Here is a 16,044-nt window from a genome sequence, read left to right on the forward strand (position 1 = left end):
CAAAGCGCTGGCTGTGCCCGATGGTCACCGAAAGTGGGTAGAATGCGCTTTTTTTCCACCTCGGGGGTGCGCCTTGCGCGAAATTGTCCTGATAAACATCACCGGCGAAGATCGTCCCGGTCTGACTGCGGCCATTACCGGCGTTCTGGCCCAGGGTGGTGTGAACATTCTCGACATCGGTCAGGCGGTGATCCACGACACCTTGTCGTTCGGCATCCTGGTTGAAATTCCCAGCAACGAGCAGAGCTCGTCGGTGCTCAAGGACATCCTGTTCACCGCCTACAAGCTCGACCAGCAGGTGCGCTTCACGCCGGTGTCCGAGCAGGATTACCAGCAGTGGGTCGCCGGGCAGGGCAAGAAGCGCCATATCGTGACCCTGCTGACGCGCAAGGTTACCGCCGAACAGTTGCAGCGCGTGAGCTCCATCACCGCCAAGTACGGCCTGAACATCGACCATATCGATCGCCTGTCCGGGCGCATGCCCCTGGATATGCCTGCCGACCAGGGCAAGGGCTGCATCGAGTTCTCGGTACGTGGCGAAGCCGCCGATCCGCAAGCCCTGCGGGCCGAGTTCCTCAGCGTGGCCCAGGAGCTGAACGTCGATATCGCCTTCCAGGAAGACTCGCTGTTCCGCCGTAACCGGCGCCTGGCGGTGTTCGACATGGATTCGACGCTGATCGAGGCCGAAGTCATCGACGAGCTGGCCAAGGCGGCCGGTGTCGGCGATCGGGTCGCGGAAATCACCGAGCGGGCGATGGCCGGCGAGCTGGACTTCCGCGCCAGTTTCAAGGAGCGCCTGGCGTTGCTCAAGGGCCTGGACGTCAATGTGCTGGACGCCATCGGCGCCTCCCTGCGCCTGACCGAGGGCGCCGAAACCCTGTTCGCCGAACTCAAGCGCCTGGGCTACAAGACCGCGATCCTCTCCGGCGGCTTCACCTACTTTGCCAAGCAGCTGCAAGCCAAGCTGGGTATCGACTACGTGTTCGCCAACGAGCTGGAAGTGGTGGACGGCAAGGTCACTGGCGTGGCGGTGGAGCCGATTGTCGACGCCCAGCGCAAGGCTGATCTGCTGCGTGAGCTGGCGCACAAGGAAGGCCTGCGCCTGGAGCAGACCATCGCTGTCGGCGATGGCGCCAACGATCTGCCGATGCTCGGCATTGCCGGCCTGGGCGTGGCATTCCGCGCCAAGCCGCTGGTCAAGCAGTCGGCCAAGCAGGCGATCTCGACCCTGGGCCTGGATGGCGTGCTGTACCTGCTGGGGTTCCGTGACCGCGACGGGCAGCTCTGAGCCGCCGGAAAATCCCCGCCCATAAAAAACGCCGCTGATCAGCGGCGTTTTTTATGTCCGGCATTCAGGCCTCAAGCCTTGGGCAGGCCCAGGCCCAGGCCCTGGCCCATCCGTACGGGCGAGCCGGCAGCCAGCTCTTGGGCCCACTGCACCTGGTCCGGGCCAAACAGCACGATGGCCGTGGAGCCCAGCTTGAAGCGGCCCATTTCGGCGCCTTTCTCCAGGTGGATCGGAGCGCGGGCGGCTTCGTCGTAGCGTACGGTCTTGAGTTCGCGCTTGGGCGGCGTTACCAGGCCGGCCCAGACGGTTTCGATCGAAGCGACGATCATCGCGCCCACCAGCACCAGCGCCATCGGGCCGCGCTCGGTATCGAAGATGCACACCACGCGCTCGTTGCGTGCGAACAGCTCGGGTACGTTTTCAGCGGTAGTCTGGTTGACCGAGAAGATCCGGCCCGGCACATAGACCATTTCCCGCAGGGTGCCGGCCAGGGGCATGTGCACCCGGTGGTAGTCCTTGGGGGAGAGGTAGATGGTGGCAAAGTCGCCCCCCATGAACGGCTGTGCCAGGGCCGGGTCACCGCCCAGCAGTTCCAGCACGCTGTAGCTGTGGCCCTTGGCCTGGAACACTCGGCCGTGTTCGATCGGGCCCAGTTGGCTGACCGCGCCGTCGGCAGGGCTGAGCACCGCGCCCGGGGTCGGGTCCAGCGGCCGCGCGCCGTCTTTGAGGGCGCGGGTGAAGAAGGCGTTGAAGTGCTCGTAGGCGGTCACGTCCTCGACCTGGGCCTCGGACATATCCACTTGATACTGCTTGGCGAACCAGCGGGTGAAGGCATTCTTGAACCAGCGCACGCGGCACTCGGCAATGCAGCCGGCCAGGCGCGACAGCAGGTGATGAGGCAGCAGGTACTGGCTGATGATGAACAAACGCTTTTTCATTGGGTGTCCTTAAAAACCTTAAATCTCTACGGGCGTATCGGGATGATTGCCCCATTCGCCCCAGGAGCCGGCGTAGCCCTTGACCCGTGGGTAGCCCAGCGCCTTGGCCACCAGATAGGTGAAGCCGGAGCGATGGTGGGTCTGGCAGTGGGTGATCACTTCTTTGTCTTTGCTGATGCCCAGGTCCGCAAGGATCTGTGGCATGTCGCGGCGGATGCGCAGGTGGCGTGCCTGATCCATGCCGGCGGTCCATTCGAAATTCACCGCGCCGGGGATATGCCCGCCCTTGGCTGCCAGGACTTTTTCGCCGGAGTACTCCAGCGGTCCGCGGGCGTCCCAGATCACCAGGTCCGCCGCGCCGAGACGGCTTTGCAGGTATTCGCGGGTGGCGGTGGGCTCGTCATGCAGGGCCAGCGCCACGGGGCCGCCGACCGCGGCCGGGACTTCGGTAGACACGGGCAGGCCTTCCGCCAGCCAGGCCGGCAGGCCGCCGTCGAGGTAGTGGTAGCGGTGGTGGCCGATCACGTCCAGCAGCCAGATGAAGCGCCCGGCCCAGCCACCGCCTTCATCGTCGTAGACCACATAGACCGCGTCCGGGTTGTGCCCGAGTTCGCCGAACAGCGTTTCAAGCGCCGCTTGCGGCGGCAGCAGCCCGGGAGCCGGCGCCTGGCCCAGCTGAGTGTGCTTGGGGTCGACGAAGCGCGCCCCGGGAATATGCCCGGTTGCATAGCGGGCAGCGCTGGTCAGGTCGACCAGGATCAGTTCGCGGGCGTTCAGGCGGGCGAGCAGGTCGCTCGGTTCAATGACCAGCGGCAAGCCAGAGAAGTCAGACATGTCAGGTCCCCAGGGCGCAAAGGGAAGGATTGTAGCGCAAGCGTCATTGGCTGCGGTTGGTAAAGCTGTGCAAGGCTTTTTCGATGCACTGGGCGGTCTTGCCGAAGGCCTGGACGCTGATTTCCGAGAACGGCACGCCGCCCTGGTCGGCGATCGCCAGCATCAGTACCCGGCCATTGCACGACAGTGAGCGGATCAGCAGGTGTTCGCCGCGAAACAGCTGGCGCAGCGAGCTTGGCAGGTGAGGGGCGAACTGGGCCCGGTTGGCCGGGGTCAGGCGGATCTGCGCGGATTTTTCCAGCAGGCGTTGCAACAGCGGGCTCTGCTTGGCCTGCAGGGTCAGGCTGGCCGCTTCCCTGGGCAGGCCGTAAAGCTGTTGCACTCGCAGGTGGCTCAGGCTGCGATCGACCATCAGCAGCATGACCCGATGCATGCCGCATGCCGCCAGGGCATCCCGGGCAAAGCCGGTAAGGTGCACGGCGTTGGTAAAGGGGCTGGGGTCCAGCAACAGTTCGCCGCAGAGCTTGCGCCACTTGGCCAGTTCCAGTGCGGTGGGCGCCGGGGCTGGTTGCTCGCCGTGATGCAGGCGTCGGGCATCCCAAGGCCAGAGCAGGGCCTGGGCCGGGTGCCAGAGATCGGGCTGGGTGTCGTTGCGGGCGCTTTGTGCTGCCTGTTGGTGCAACTGTTGCTGGACCTGGTCCAGGGGGATCTGCAGATAAAGAGCGGTAAGGTTCTGCCAGCGCCGGCCATGGGGACTGTTCCAGGACTGTTGCGCCGCCAGCGCCAGGCCGTTGGCCAGCAACACAGTGTTGGCCGGCTGGTTCAGCCAGCGCCGCAGATCCGGTTCAGCGTCCAGGCGTTGTTGCTGGCGCAGCGGGTTGTCGCTGTCGCGGGCAATCAGCATGACCTTGGCCAGCAGGTGCTGCTCCTGGGTCAGCAGGCGATAGCCCTGCTGGACCCAGATCGGCAGGTGCCAGGCCAGGACCAGGGCCTGGCACATTTCCATCAGCCGCACTCCGAACAGTTGCAGTTCAACGTCGTGTGCGGATTCGTGCTTGTAGATGACCCGCAGTTCCCACTCTTCCAGCAGCTTGGGATAGACCAGGGCCATGGCCCACAGCGGCGAGAGAAACAGCAGGCTGCCCCAGTGGATGTCCTGCCAGAGTCGCGCCAGGCGTCCGGCAAAGAAGCCATTGGCTTGCTGGCTGGCGTGCTGGCTGATCAGCTGGAACTGGCGCAATGCCTGGGGGATCTGCTCTTCAGGCAGCGTCGGCAGTTGCTCGAGCAACTCCTCGGTACGCTTGAGGCCCAGGCGGTTGACCGCGATCTCCAGGTTTTCCGCCGGTTCGCTCATGCTGCCGTGGGAATGCCGGTTGGCTTCGCGGATCACGCTCAAGGCCAGTGCCGGGCTGTTTTGCATCAGATCGACAATCTCCCGCAGCGAGCTGCGGTTGTTGGCAATGGCGCGGCAGACCCGGTCATGGCTGGCCTGGGGCACCGGCAGGCGCACGCCATTGAGGAGCTTTACCCAGGCGTCGAGAGAGGCGGGCGGAGAATGTGGGACGCTGGTTTCATTAGACATGGTCGGGCGCAATCATCGTCTGCTGTGAACACGCCCAGAGCGGGCCAAACTGGCTTTTCGCCTTAACTGGCTATAGTCTGGCGCAGTTTTGCCGATAAGTAGAAGAAGAGTTTTAAGAACTTCCGAATATGACCTTGAACCCGACTCAATAAGTACTCCCCTACCTATGGCTAAAATTATCGGCATCATCGTCGTATTCGCGAGCGTGCTCGGCGGATACGTGCTTTCCCACGGCAAAATCGCGGCACTGATCCAGCCTTTCGAAGTGCTGATCATCGGCGGCGCAGCCTTTGGCGCATTCCTCCAGGCCAACCCGGGCTACATGACGATGCACGTCGTCAAGAAATCCCTGGGCATGTTCAGCTCGCGCTTCACCCACACCTTCTACCTGGAAGTGCTGGGCCTGATCTACGAGATCCTCAACAAGAGTCGTCGCGAAGGCATGATGGCCATCGAAGGCGATATCGAGGACGCCGCGGCCAGCCCGATTTTCGCCAAGTACCCTGCGGTGCTCAAAGATGAACGCATGACCGCCTTCGTCTGTGACTATCTGCGCATCATGTCCTCCGGCAACATGGCTCCCCACGAGCTGGAAGGCCTGTTCGACATGGAGCTGTTCAGCCTCAAGGAAGACCTTGAGCATCCATCCCATGCGGTCAACGGGATTGCCGACGGCATGCCCGGTTTCGGTATCGTCGCGGCGGTATTGGGGATCGTGGTGACCATGGCTTCCCTGGGCGATGGCGACCAGAAGTCCATCGGCCTGCACGTAGGTGCGGCGCTGGTGGGTACCTTCTTCGGTATTCTCGCGGCCTATGGCTTCTTCGGCCCGCTGGCCCACTCCCTGGCCCACGACGCCAAGGAAGAACTGAACGTCTACGAAGCCATCAAGGCGTCGCTGGTGGCCTCGGCTTCCGGCATGCCGCCGTCCCTGGCCGTGGAGTTTGGGCGCAAGGTTCTGTACCCGGCGCACCGTCCTAGCTTCGCCGAGCTGGAACAAGCGGTTCGCGGTCGCTAAGTCATGGAAAATAATCAGCCGATTATCATCAAGCGCGTCAAGCGCTTCGCTGGCGGACATCACGGGGGCGCCTGGAAAATCGCCTTCGCCGACTTCGCCACGGCGATGATGGCGTTCTTCCTAGTGTTGTGGCTGCTGTCCACGGCCACCCCGGAACAGAAGATCGCCATCGCCGGTTACTTCAAGGATCCGATCGGCTTCTCGGAAAGCGGTACGCCCTACATCATCGACCTGGGCGGCTCCCCTGAGCTGGCGCCGGACAACACCCTCAACCCCGAGATCAAGTCCCAGCCACAACCGGACAAGGTCACGGTGGATGCCGACCAGGTGGAGGGCATGGCCGAGCAGGTCGAGCGCGAGCGTCTCGAGTTGCTGTTGCAAGAGTTGCAGAACAAGGTTGAAGAAAACCCGCAACTGCAGAAGTTCAAGGACCAGATCCTCTTCGAGATCACCCCGGACGGCTTGCGGATCCAGATCATGGACGCTGAGAACCGGCCGATGTTCGACTCTGGCAGTGCACGTCTGAAGCCGTATTTCGAAGACATCCTGCTGGCCATGGCCGACACCATCAAGACCGTGCCGAACAAGATCAGCATCAGCGGTCACACCGACGCCAAGCCCTATTCGGGCACTGGCGACTTCGGCAACTGGGAACTGTCGGCCAACCGGGCCAACGCTGCGCGTCGGGCGCTGGTGGCGGGTGGTTATCCTGATCCGCAAGTTGCGCGTGTGGTGGGCTTTGCTTCGTCGGCGCTATTCGATCGCAAGGACCCGTTCAACCCGGTCAACCGGCGCATCGATATCGTCGTGCTGACCAAGAAGGCCCAGCGTGCCATCGAGGGTGAGCAGACCGATCCCAATGCTCCGGTACCGACCCAGGGTAGCGGTGCTCCCGGTGAAGTACCGGGGGCGGCAGCCGACCCGAATGCCTTGCCGCCCGGTAGCGAACCGCTGCCGGCGCACGAGGTGCGTCAACGTATGAATATCTTCGAGGACGGTGTGCTGAAGATGGACGAGCAGGGTGCGGCGGGCCAGTCTTCCGCTCCGGCTCCGGCTCCGGCTCCCACTGCTCCGGTGACGCCGCCCGCTACGCCGGGCACGGCGAAGTGACAAACGACAAGGCCGCGAAGATCGCGGCCTTGTCGTATCTGGGTCAGGTCAATCAGTAACTGTTGTCTGGCAGGCTGGCGAGGATCGAGCGGTAGCTGTTCATCCGTTGCTGCTGGATGCGCCCGTCTTCCAGGGCCTTGAGCAAGGCACAGCCCGGCTCGCGATCGTGCTTGCAATCGCGGAAGCGGCAGGTGCCCAGCAAGTCATTGAACTCGATGAACCCGGCCTCGACATCGGCGCGGCTGACATGGCCGAGGCCGAACTCACGGATACCGGGGGAGTCGATCAGCTCACCGCCACCGGGGAAGTGGAATAGGCGCGCGGTCGTGGTGGTGTGAGTGCCCTGGCCGGAGAACTCCGACAGCGGGCCGACGCGGGTTTCGACTTCCGGCAGCAGGCTGTTGACCAGGGACGACTTGCCCACCCCCGACTGGCCGACGAATACACTGATGCGCCCGTCCAGCAGGGCTTGCAACTGCTCCATGCCGTCGCCGTGATGAGCCGAGACCTCCAGCAGCGGGTAGCCCAGCTGGCGGTAGACCGCGAGCAGGGCGTTGAGCGCAGGGGCGTTCTGCTCATCGATCAGGTCGGCCTTGTTCAGCAGCAGCAACGGCCGGATTCCAGCATGCTCGGCGGCTACCAGGTAGCGGTCGATCAGGTTGGCGTGGGGCTCGGGCATGGGCGCAAACACGATCACGATCATGTCGACGTTGGCGGCCACCGGCTTGAGTTGGCCGCGGCTGTCCGGGCGGCACAGCTCGGTGCTGCGCGGCAGTTGCGCGACGATCACCCCGATGCCCTGGTTGCCGGCGCGCCAGACCACCTGGTCGCCGGTCACCAGGGCCGGCAGGTTGGCCCGCAGGTAGCAGCGGAACACCTGGCCGGCCGTTTCGCCTTCGCGAGCCTCGACTTCGACCTGGACGCCGAAGTGGGCGATGACCAGGCCGGTCTGTTCCGGGCCCAGGTCGCCACCTTCCAGCGCCTCGACGGCAGAGGACTCGCGTTTGGCGGCGCGGGCGGCGCGCTCACCCTGGATCTTTTCGATGCGCCAGTTTTGGCGGCGATTGAGCTGGCGTTTGGCCATTGGTGTTCCGTGTCGATAATTACGGCGGATAGGTAAAACGGCGGCGAGTTTAGCACGCCGGGCAGGCCCTCTAGGCTAAACTGCGCAACTACGCCGAGGAGCCCACCCATGCAAAACCCGCAGAACCTGATTTGGATCGACCTGGAAATGACCGGTCTGAACCCTGACACCGACGTCATCATCGAGATGGCCACCATTGTCACTGACAGCAACCTCAACACCTTGGCTGAAGGACCGGTCATTGCCATCCACCAGAGCGACGAGATCCTCGCCGGCATGGATGAATGGAACACCCGCCAGCACGGCGGTTCCGGTCTGACCCAGCGGGTTCGCGAAAGCCGCATCAGCATGGCCGAAGCAGAAGCCCAGACCATTGCCTTCCTGGAGCAGTGGGTACCCAAGGGCAAATCGCCGATCTGCGGCAACAGCATCTGCCAGGACCGGCGCTTCCTGTACCGCCACATGAAGGCTCTGGAAAGCTACTTCCACTACCGCAACCTGGACGTCTCGACCCTCAAGGAACTGGCCGCCCGCTGGGCGCCGGACGTGCGCGACAGCTTCAAGAAAGGCAGCACCCACCTGGCCCTGGACGATATTCGCGAGTCCATTGCCGAGCTCCAGCACTACCGCAAGCACTTCATCAAGTTCTGACCCGCAGGCGCCGGCTTGCCGGCTAACGGGCGCTCGCTGCGACTCGGCGCCCGCACCCGCCCCCTTTTGGTGCCCGCTTCAACTGAGTAGACTGCGCGCCTTCCTGCAAGGACCGCCATCATGCTGTTGATGCTTTATCTGATTGCCATTACCGCCGAAGCCATGACCGGCGCCCTGTCTGCCGGCCGGCGCGGCATGGACTGGTTCGGTGTGGTGCTGATTGCCTGCGTCACCGCACTCGGCGGCGGTTCGGTGCGTGATGTGCTGCTGGGCCACTACCCGCTGACCTGGGTCAAGCACCCGGAATATCTGGTGCTGACGTCGGTGGCGGCGTTGGTGACGATCTTCATCGCGCCCTTGATGCGTCACCTGCGCTCGCTGTTTCTGGTGCTCGACGCCGTGGGCCTGGTGGCCTTTACCCTGATCGGCTGCATGACTGCCCTGGAAATGGGCCACGGCATGCTGGTGGCTTCAGTCAGCGGGGTGATCACCGGGGTCTTTGGCGGCATCCTCAGGGACATCTTCTGCAACGATATCCCGCTGATCTTTCGCCGCGAGCTGTACGCCAGCGTGTCCTTCGCCGCGGCCTGGTGCTACATGCTGTGCATCTACCTGCAACTGCCCAGCGAGCAGTCGATCCTGGTCACCCTGTTCGGCGGCTTTCTATTGCGCCTGCTGGCGATCCGTTTTCACTGGGAAATGCCCAAGTTCGTCTACAACGACGAACACTGACGGTTGGCGTGCTGGTCCAGGGCCCATTGCACATGTTCGCGAACCAGTTCCGAGGGGTAGTCCTGGCGGGCCTTGAGGGCTTCCAGCACCGGAATGCTAGAGGGTGCGTTGCCCAGGCCCACCGCCAGGTTGCGTAGCCAGCGCTCGTAGCCGGCGCGGCGCAAGGGTGAACCTTCGGTATTGCTGAGGAATTTGTCCTCGTCCCACATGAACAGCTCTGCCAGTTCGGCATTGTCCAGGTTGTGCCGGGGCTTGAAGTCGCCCTCGGCCGTTGAGCGGGCGAAGCGATTCCAGGGGCAGACGATCTGGCAGTCATCGCAACCGAATACCCGGTTGCCGATCAGCGGGCGCAGGTCTTCGGGGATGGCGCTTTTGAGCTCGATGGTCAGGTAGGAAATGCAGCGTCGGGCATCCAGCACATAGGGGCCGACGAAGGCGTTGGTCGGGCAGATGTCCAGGCAGGCGGTGCAGCGGCCGCAGTGTTCCGTGGCGTGGGGCGCGTCCACCGGCAGGGGCAGGTCGACGAACAGTTCGCTGAGGAAGAAGTAGCTGCCGGCTTTGCGATTCAGCACCAGGGTGTTCTTGCCGATCCAGCCGAGCCCGGCCTGTTCGGCGATGGCTTTTTCCAGCACCGGAGCGCTATCGACGAAGGCGCGGTAGCCAAAGGGGCCGATGGCTTGCTGGATGCGCTCGGCCAGTTGCTGTACGCGCTTGCGGATCAGCTTGTGATAATCGCGCCCCAGGGCATAGCGCGAAACATAGGCCTTGGAAGGCTGGGCCAGGCGCTGGGCCATCTGGGTGTCGCCGGGCAGGTAGTCCATGCGCAGCGAAACCACCCGCAGGGTGCCAGGCACCAACTGGTCGGGATGGGAGCGCTTGCTGCCGTGGGCGCCCATGTATTCCATCTCGCCGTGGTAGCCGGCGGCGAGCCAGCGTTCCAGGTGCTGCTCATGCTCGGCCAGGTCCAGGCCGCTGATGCCGACTTGTTGAAAGCCCAGTTCGCGGCCCCAGTCCTTGATCGATTGGGCGAGAGCGGGAAGATCCTGGGTAATAGCGGGCATGAGGCGAGAGAAACCGGGGCTGAGGTGCGTATAATTCTGCCAGACATCGGAGCTCGAAGACGCATGCCGCAGACAAAACACCCTCTACCTGACGTTCAGTTGCTGACTTCTGGCCATTTGCCACATCTGAATGGGCGACTTCGCGATGCCCACAAGGGTCAGTTCGGCCACCTGTTGCTGATTGGGGGCGATCGAGGTTTTGCCGGCGCCGCCTTGCTGAGTGCGGAAAGTGCCTTGCGCAGTGGCGCGGGGCTGGTGTCCCTGGCGACCCGCAGTGAGCATGTGGCTGCCGCTGCGGCGCGCTTGCCGGAGGTCATGACCCAGGGCACTCATTCGGCCAACCAGTTGATGGGGTTGCTGGCTCGGGCCACGGTGCTGGTGGTCGGGCCGGGGTTGGGGCAGGGCGCCTGGGGGCGCAGTCTGCTGTCGGCGGCGGCCAATGCGCCGTTGCCCCAGGTGTGGGATGCCGATGCCTTGAACCTGCTGGCCGAGGGCGGGCTGCAACTGCCTGCCGCGAGTGTCATCACTCCCCATCCGGGAGAGGCGGCGCGGCTGCTGGGTATCTCCAGCGCCGAGGTGCAGGCGGATCGCCCTGCAGCGGCCCTGGCGTTGAGCAAAAAATACGCAGCGGTTGCGGTACTCAAGGGGGCCGGTAGCCTGATCGCCACTGCCGATGGGCGGCTGGCCCGCTGTGACGTAGGGCATCCGGCGATGGCCACGGCAGGCTTGGGTGATGTGCTGGCTGGCCTGATCGGCGCCTTGCTGGCGCAAGGCTTGTCGGCATTCGATGCCGCCTGCCTGGCGGTCTGGCTGCATGCCAGCGCGGGCGAGCAGCAAGGCAAATTAGGCCGAGGGCTGGCGGCCAGTGATCTGATTCCAGCCATTCGTCAGTTGTTGGAGGAACAATCACCGTGTCTGAGTTAACCCTTTTTCTGGCCGACGAACCGGCCATGGTGGAATTTGGTGCACGTATTGCCCAGGTGACCCAAGGCGTGGGGGTGATCTTCCTCGAGGGTGACCTGGGAGCGGGCAAAACCACCTTGTCGCGAGGGATCATCCGTGGCCTGGGGCACGCGGGGGCAGTGAAGAGCCCGACCTTTACCCTGGTCGAACCGTACGAGATCGGCTCGGTGCGGGCTTTCCACTTCGACCTGTACCGTCTGGTGGATCCTGAGGAGCTGGAGTTCCTGGGGATTCGCGACTACTTCGAGGGCGATGCTCTGTGCCTGCTGGAGTGGCCCCAGCGTGGTGCAGGCTTTTTGCCAAAGCCTGACCTGACCATTACCATTACCCCGCATAACAATGGGCGTTCTGTGCATCTGTTGTCTCAAGGCTCGCGTGGCGAGTCCTGGTGTGCCGCTTTGGCGTTGGAATTCAAATAATTGATGGGGTTAGGTATGCGCATTCGCGCGTTGGTTGCTGTCGTAGGACTGTTGCTTACGGCATTGGCCGTCGATGCTGTGGCCGCTACACAGGTTCGCAGCGTCCGCCTGTGGCGGGCACCGGATAACACGCGACTGGTATTCGACCTGTCCGGCCCTGTTCAGCACAGCGTCTTTACCCTGACGGCCCCGGATCGTCTGGTGATCGATATCAATGGCGCGACCCTTGGCGGTCCGCTGAACGTCGCCACGGCCAATACACCGATTACCGCCATGCGCTCGGCACAGCGCACGCCCAGTGACCTGCGGGTGGTCATCGACCTGAAAAAGGCCGTCACGCCGAAGAGTTTCACCCTGGCGCCCAACGCTCAGTACGGCAATCGCCTGGTGGTCGATCTGTTCGACAACCCGGCTGACGCCGCGCCACCTGCTGCGCCGCCACCTACTGTGGCCACTGTCCCAGCAGTGCCCGTCACTCCGGCGGAGCCGGCGATCAAGCTGCCGCCAGCCCCGGCGGGCAAGCGCGACATCATTGTGGTGATCGATGCCGGCCACGGCGGCGAAGACCCGGGTGCCTCCGGCTCCCGCGGGCAGCATGAAAAAGACGTGGTGCTGGCCATTGCTCGCGAATTGCAACGTCAGGTCAATGGCCTCAAGGGTTTCCGCGCCGAGCTGACCCGTACTGGCGACTACTTCATTCCATTGCGCGGTCGTACCGAGATCGCCCGCAAGAAGGGCGCCGACCTGTTCGTCTCGATCCATGCCGACGCTGCGCCTTCGGCCGCGGCCTTTGGCGCGTCGGTGTTTGCCTTGTCTGAACGTGGTGCCACGTCGGAAACCGCGCGCTGGCTGGCGGACAGCGAGAACCGTTCCGACCTGATCGGCGGGGCTGGCAACGTCAGCCTGGATGACAAGGACCGGATGCTGGCCGGGGTGCTGCTGGACCTGTCGATGACAGCGTCCCTGACCTCCAGTCTGAATGTCGGGCAGAAAGTCCTGAACAACATCGGCCGGGTGACTCCGTTGCATAAACAGCGGGTGGAGCAGGCCGGGTTCATGGTGCTCAAATCTCCGGATATTCCGTCGATCCTGGTGGAAACCGGCTTTATCTCCAACTCCAACGAGGCCTCGAAGCTGGCCACCGCCAGCCATCAGCAGGCCCTGGCGCGTTCCATCAGCAGCGGCGTGCGGCAGTTCTTCCAGCAGAACCCGCCACCGGGCACCTATATTGCCTGGCTGCGCGATTCCGGGAAGATCGCCCAGGGGCCGCGTGATCACCGGGTCAATCCGGGGGAAACCCTGGCCATGATCGCCGTGCGCTATCAGGTCTCCGCGGCCACGCTACGCAGTGCCAACAACCTGAAAAGCGATGAATTGAAAGTGGGGCAGGTGTTGACCATCCCCGGTACAGAACTGGCGGCCAAGGAATGAGTGAATCGGTAATCAGTAGCGCGCGCATCGAGCTGCTCAGCCCGCGCCTGGCCAACCAGATTGCCGCGGGCGAGGTGGTCGAGCGCCCGGCTTCGGTGATCAAGGAGCTGTTGGAAAACAGCCTGGACTCCGGCGCCAAGCGCATCGATGTGGATGTGGAGCAGGCCGGGGTCAAGCTGCTGCGGGTACGTGACGACGGTAGCGGTATTTCCTCCGACGACTTGCCGCTGGCCCTGGCTCGGCACGCCACCAGCAAGATCCGCGACCTGGAGGACCTGGAGCGGGTGATGAGCCTGGGGTTTCGCGGCGAGGCCCTGGCTTCCATCAGCTCCGTGGCGCGCCTGACCCTTACGTCCCGTACCCGGGATGCCGAGCAGGCCTGGCAGGTGGAAACCGAAGGCCGGGACATGGCACCAAGGGTGCAGCCGGCGGCGCACCCGGTAGGCACTTCGGTGGAAGTCCGCGACCTGTTCTTCAATACGCCGGCACGACGCAAGTTCCTCAAGGCGGAAAAGACCGAGTTCGATCACCTGCAGGAAGTGATCAAGCGCCTGGCCCTGGCGCGTTTCGACGTGGCCTTCCACTTGCGGCACAACGGCAAGAGCATCCTCAGCCTGCACGAGGCCAAGGACGACGCCGCTCGTGCCCGTCGTGTGGCGGCGGTGTGCGGTTCGGGCTTCCTGGAGCAGGCGTTGCCCATTGAAGTCGAGCGCAACGGCTTGCATCTGTGGGGCTGGGTGGGCTTGCCGACCTTTTCCCGCAGCCAGGCGGACCTGCAGTACTTCTACGTCAACGGTCGCGCAGTACGGGACAAGCTGGTGGCTCACGCGGTACGCCAGGCTTATCGCGATGTGCTGTTCAACGGTCGACACCCGACCTTTGTTCTGTTTTTCGAAGTCGACCCGTCGGTGGTCGACGTCAACGTGCACCCGACCAAGCACGAAGTGCGTTTCCGTGACGGGCGCATGGTGCACGACTTCCTTTATGGCACCTTGCACCGGGCCCTGGGTGATGTGCGGCCCGAGGATCAGTTGGCGGCGCCGGCGGCGGTCGCCGGCATCGTGCGCCCGACAGGTATCGAGGCCGGTGAGTTCGGGCCTCAGGGTGAGATGCGCCTGGCCGCGAACCTGGCTCTGGAGCAGCCCCAATCCCAGCCGAACTTCAATGCGCCGGGCGCGGGAGCCGGCAGTGGCTATCAATATCAGTACACGCCACGGCCACAGCCAGTGTTGCCGGCCGCCGAGAGCCAGGGCGTGTACCGCGAGTTCTTTGCCCCGTTGCCGGGGGCGCCGGCGGCGGCCTTGCCGGACGGCCAGGAGGACATTCCGCCCCTGGGCTATGCCCTGGCCCAGCTCAAGGGGATCTACATCCTGGCGGAAAACGCCCTGGGTCTGGTGCTGGTGGACATGCACGCGGCTCACGAGCGGATCATGTACGAGCGCTTGAAGGTGGCCATGGCCAGCGAAGGCCTGAGCGGCCAGCCGCTGCTGGTGCCGGAGTCGATTGCCGTCAGCCAGCGTGAGGCCGATTGCGCTGAAGAACACATGAGCTGGTTTCAGCGCCTGGGCTTCGAGCTGCAGCGCCTGGGCCCGGAATCCCTGGCGATCCGCCAGATCCCGGCATTGTTGAAGCAGGCGGAAGCCAATCGCCTGGTGCACGACGTACTGGCGGACCTGATGGAGTACGGCACCAGTGACCGGATCCAGGCCCACCTCAATGAGCTGCTCGGCACCATGGCCTGCCACGGCGCGATCCGCGCCAATCGACGCCTGGCCCTGCCGGAAATGAACGCCTTGCTGCGGGACATGGAAAACACCGAGCGCAGTGGCCAATGCAACCACGGTCGACCGACCTGGACCCAAATGGGCCTGGACGATCTGGACAAACTCTTTCTGCGCGGCCGTTGATGACCCAGCTTCCTCCAGCGATTTTCCTGATGGGCCCGACCGCTGCGGGCAAGACCGATCTGGCCATCGAACTGACCAAGGTGCTGCCTTGCGAGCTGATCAGTGTCGACTCGGCGCTGGTCTACCGCGGCATGGACATTGGCACCGCGAAGCCTTCCAGGGAACTGCTGGCGCAGTTTCCCCATCGCCTGATCGATATTCTCGACCCTGCCGAGAGCTACTCGGCGGCGGATTTCCGTACCGATGCGCTGGCGGCCATGGCCGATATCACCGCCCGGGGCAAGATCCCGCTGTTGGTGGGCGGCACCATGCTGTATTACAAGGCGCTGCTTGAAGGCCTGGCGGACATGCCTGCGGCGGATCCGCAGGTACGTGCCGAGCTGGAGGACGAGGCTGCACGCCTTGGCTGGCAGGCCCTGCACGACCAGCTGGCGGCGGTGGACCCCGAGTCGGCGGCGCGGATCCACCCCAACGACCCCCAGCGTCTGACCCGGGCGCTTGAGGTCTATCGGGTCAGTGGCCTGACAATGACCGCCCATCGCCAGCGTCAATTGGCGCAAAGTACTGAAGCAGGCGCATCGGGACGCAGTCAATTGCCCTATACTGTCGCCAATCTGGCCATCGCTCCGGCGAATCGCCAGGTACTGCACCAGCGTATTGCACAAAGATTCACACAAATGTTGGAACAGGGATTCATTGACGAGGTCGTAGCTCTGCGTTCCAGAAGTGACCTGCATGCCGGGTTGCCGTCTATACGTGCAGTGGGCTACCGCCAAGTCTGGGATCATCTGGATGGCAAGCTGACGTCAGCCGAAATGCAGGAGCGGGGCATCATTGCCACGCGCCAATTGGCGAAACGCCAGTTCACCTGGTTACGTAGTTGGGCTGACCTGCAATGGTTGGACAGCCTGGATTGCGACAATCTGCCACGCGCCTTGAAATACTTGGGGACGATCTCCATATTGAGCTGAGTCCTTGCAATTGCCGTCTATCCTTGGGGGTGTGACGGCTTTGGCCATCTGTTTT

Annotated in this window: 15 protein-coding genes; 10 read left to right on the forward strand and 5 right to left on the reverse strand. The window is 63.7% G+C overall.

Translation table 11 applies throughout. The annotated features are described in order from the left end of the window. The first annotated feature begins 73 nt into the window (after window positions 1–73). Complete coding sequence (gene serB / locus AC1RGE_RS27390; RefSeq protein ID WP_015633931.1) at window positions 74–1,288, forward strand: phosphoserine phosphatase SerB; 1,215 nt, start codon at window positions 74–76, stop codon at window positions 1,286–1,288. 71 nt (window positions 1,289–1,359) lie between these two features. Here the strand turns inward: serB and asd are convergent, their stop codons facing one another. From asd to AC1RGE_RS27405, 3 genes are read right to left on the reverse strand one after another with little or no spacing between them, the layout of a single operon-like run. After that, the gene (gene asd, locus AC1RGE_RS27395; RefSeq protein WP_011058925.1) at window positions 1,360–2,226 is read right to left on the reverse strand and encodes an archaetidylserine decarboxylase; all 867 of its coding nucleotides are present in this window, start codon (window positions 2,224–2,226) and stop codon (window positions 1,360–1,362) included. 18 nt (window positions 2,227–2,244) lie between these two features. Next, a complete protein-coding gene (rhdA, locus tag AC1RGE_RS27400) occupies window positions 2,245–3,060 on the reverse strand; it encodes a thiosulfate sulfurtransferase (RefSeq protein WP_492585358.1) in 816 nt (271 codons plus the stop codon). A 43-nt stretch (window positions 3,061–3,103) separates the two neighbouring features. After that, the gene (locus AC1RGE_RS27405) at window positions 3,104–4,642 is read right to left on the reverse strand and encodes an HDOD domain-containing protein (RefSeq protein WP_011058927.1); all 1,539 of its coding nucleotides are present in this window, start codon (window positions 4,640–4,642) and stop codon (window positions 3,104–3,106) included. A 166-nt stretch (window positions 4,643–4,808) separates the two neighbouring features. On the opposite strand from AC1RGE_RS27405, the gene motA reads away from it, so the two are divergent. Both motA and motB read left to right on the forward strand, forming a co-directional pair. Then, complete coding sequence (motA, locus tag AC1RGE_RS27410; protein ID WP_011058928.1) at window positions 4,809–5,660, forward strand: flagellar motor stator protein MotA; 852 nt, start codon at window positions 4,809–4,811, stop codon at window positions 5,658–5,660. A gap of 3 nt (window positions 5,661–5,663) precedes the next feature. Continuing rightward, window positions 5,664–6,770, forward strand: a complete 1,107-nt coding sequence (gene motB, locus AC1RGE_RS27415) for a flagellar motor protein MotB (protein ID WP_123473056.1) — start codon at window positions 5,664–5,666, stop codon at window positions 6,768–6,770. A 52-nt stretch (window positions 6,771–6,822) separates the two neighbouring features. On the opposite strand, the gene rsgA is transcribed toward motB, so the two are convergent. Beyond that, window positions 6,823–7,854 carry a small ribosomal subunit biogenesis GTPase RsgA gene (gene rsgA / locus AC1RGE_RS27420; RefSeq protein WP_011058930.1) on the reverse strand — a complete coding sequence of 344 codons (1,032 nt, stop codon included), beginning with the start codon at window positions 7,852–7,854 and terminating at the stop codon, window positions 6,823–6,825. Between the two features lie 108 nt (window positions 7,855–7,962). Here rsgA and orn point away from each other — a divergent pair, with 108 nt between their 5' ends. Both orn and AC1RGE_RS27430 read left to right on the forward strand, forming a co-directional pair. After that, on the forward strand, window positions 7,963–8,505 hold the full coding sequence (gene orn, locus AC1RGE_RS27425) for an oligoribonuclease (protein WP_011058931.1): 543 nt from the start codon (window positions 7,963–7,965) through the stop codon (window positions 8,503–8,505). Between the two features lie 117 nt (window positions 8,506–8,622). Further along, window positions 8,623–9,237: a trimeric intracellular cation channel family protein gene (locus tag AC1RGE_RS27430; protein WP_169893104.1), complete on the forward strand. Its 615-nt coding sequence runs from the start codon at window positions 8,623–8,625 to the stop codon at window positions 9,235–9,237. Here AC1RGE_RS27430 and queG read toward each other — a convergent pair. Beyond that, entirely contained in the window at window positions 9,219–10,298 is a 1,080-nt protein-coding gene (gene queG, locus AC1RGE_RS27435; RefSeq protein ID WP_011058933.1) for a tRNA epoxyqueuosine(34) reductase QueG, read from the reverse strand. The two genes, AC1RGE_RS27430 and queG, sit on opposite strands and share 19 nt — an antisense overlap. Window positions 10,299–10,361: 63 nt before the next feature. On the opposite strand from queG, the gene AC1RGE_RS27440 reads away from it, so the two are divergent. The 5 genes from AC1RGE_RS27440 to miaA are packed head-to-tail and all read left to right on the forward strand — an operon-like array spanning window position 10,362 to window position 15,989. Next, window positions 10,362–11,222, forward strand: coding sequence for an NAD(P)H-hydrate dehydratase (locus AC1RGE_RS27440; protein ID WP_011058934.1), 861 nt, complete (start codon window positions 10,362–10,364; stop codon window positions 11,220–11,222). Then, on the forward strand, window positions 11,210–11,680 hold the full coding sequence (tsaE, locus tag AC1RGE_RS27445) for a tRNA (adenosine(37)-N6)-threonylcarbamoyltransferase complex ATPase subunit type 1 TsaE (protein ID WP_011058935.1): 471 nt from the start codon (window positions 11,210–11,212) through the stop codon (window positions 11,678–11,680). Before AC1RGE_RS27440 ends, tsaE begins: the two co-directional genes overlap by 13 nt. Window positions 11,681–11,683: 3 nt before the next feature. Next, on the forward strand, window positions 11,684–13,111 hold the full coding sequence (locus tag AC1RGE_RS27450) for an N-acetylmuramoyl-L-alanine amidase (protein ID WP_198409248.1): 1,428 nt from the start codon (window positions 11,684–11,686) through the stop codon (window positions 13,109–13,111). Further along, window positions 13,108–15,018, forward strand: coding sequence for a DNA mismatch repair endonuclease MutL (gene mutL, locus AC1RGE_RS27455; RefSeq protein ID WP_015633938.1), 1,911 nt, complete (start codon window positions 13,108–13,110; stop codon window positions 15,016–15,018). Before AC1RGE_RS27450 ends, mutL begins: the two co-directional genes overlap by 4 nt. Then, window positions 15,018–15,989, forward strand: a complete 972-nt coding sequence (gene miaA, locus AC1RGE_RS27460; protein ID WP_053148774.1) for a tRNA (adenosine(37)-N6)-dimethylallyltransferase MiaA — start codon at window positions 15,018–15,020, stop codon at window positions 15,987–15,989. Before mutL ends, miaA begins: the two co-directional genes overlap by 1 nt. The last annotated feature ends 55 nt before the right edge of the window (window positions 15,990–16,044 follow it).

The sequence above is a fragment of the Pseudomonas sp. GW823-FHT02C05 genome (assembly GCF_058797595.1).

Coding starts and splice junctions, on each gene's coding strand:
- asd (WP_011058925.1), bottom strand. CDS start 2,226: ATGAAAAAGCGTTTGTTCATCATCAGCCAGTACCTGCTGCCTCATCAC.
- rhdA (WP_492585358.1), bottom strand. CDS start 3,060: ATGTCTGACTTCTCTGGCTTGCCGCTGGTCATTGAACCGAGCGACCTG.
- AC1RGE_RS27405 (WP_011058927.1), bottom strand. CDS start 4,642: ATGTCTAATGAAACCAGCGTCCCACATTCTCCGCCCGCCTCTCTCGAC.
- motA (WP_011058928.1), top strand. CDS start 4,809: ATGGCTAAAATTATCGGCATCATCGTCGTATTCGCGAGCGTGCTCGGC.
- motB (WP_123473056.1), top strand. CDS start 5,664: ATGGAAAATAATCAGCCGATTATCATCAAGCGCGTCAAGCGCTTCGCT.
- rsgA (WP_011058930.1), bottom strand. CDS start 7,854: ATGGCCAAACGCCAGCTCAATCGCCGCCAAAACTGGCGCATCGAAAAG.
- orn (WP_011058931.1), top strand. CDS start 7,963: ATGCAAAACCCGCAGAACCTGATTTGGATCGACCTGGAAATGACCGGT.
- queG (WP_011058933.1), bottom strand. CDS start 10,298: ATGCCCGCTATTACCCAGGATCTTCCCGCTCTCGCCCAATCGATCAAG.
- AC1RGE_RS27440 (WP_011058934.1), top strand. CDS start 10,362: ATGCCGCAGACAAAACACCCTCTACCTGACGTTCAGTTGCTGACTTCT.
- AC1RGE_RS27450 (WP_198409248.1), top strand. CDS start 11,684: ATGGGGTTAGGTATGCGCATTCGCGCGTTGGTTGCTGTCGTAGGACTG.
- mutL (WP_015633938.1), top strand. CDS start 13,108: ATGAGTGAATCGGTAATCAGTAGCGCGCGCATCGAGCTGCTCAGCCCG.
- miaA (WP_053148774.1), top strand. CDS start 15,018: ATGACCCAGCTTCCTCCAGCGATTTTCCTGATGGGCCCGACCGCTGCG.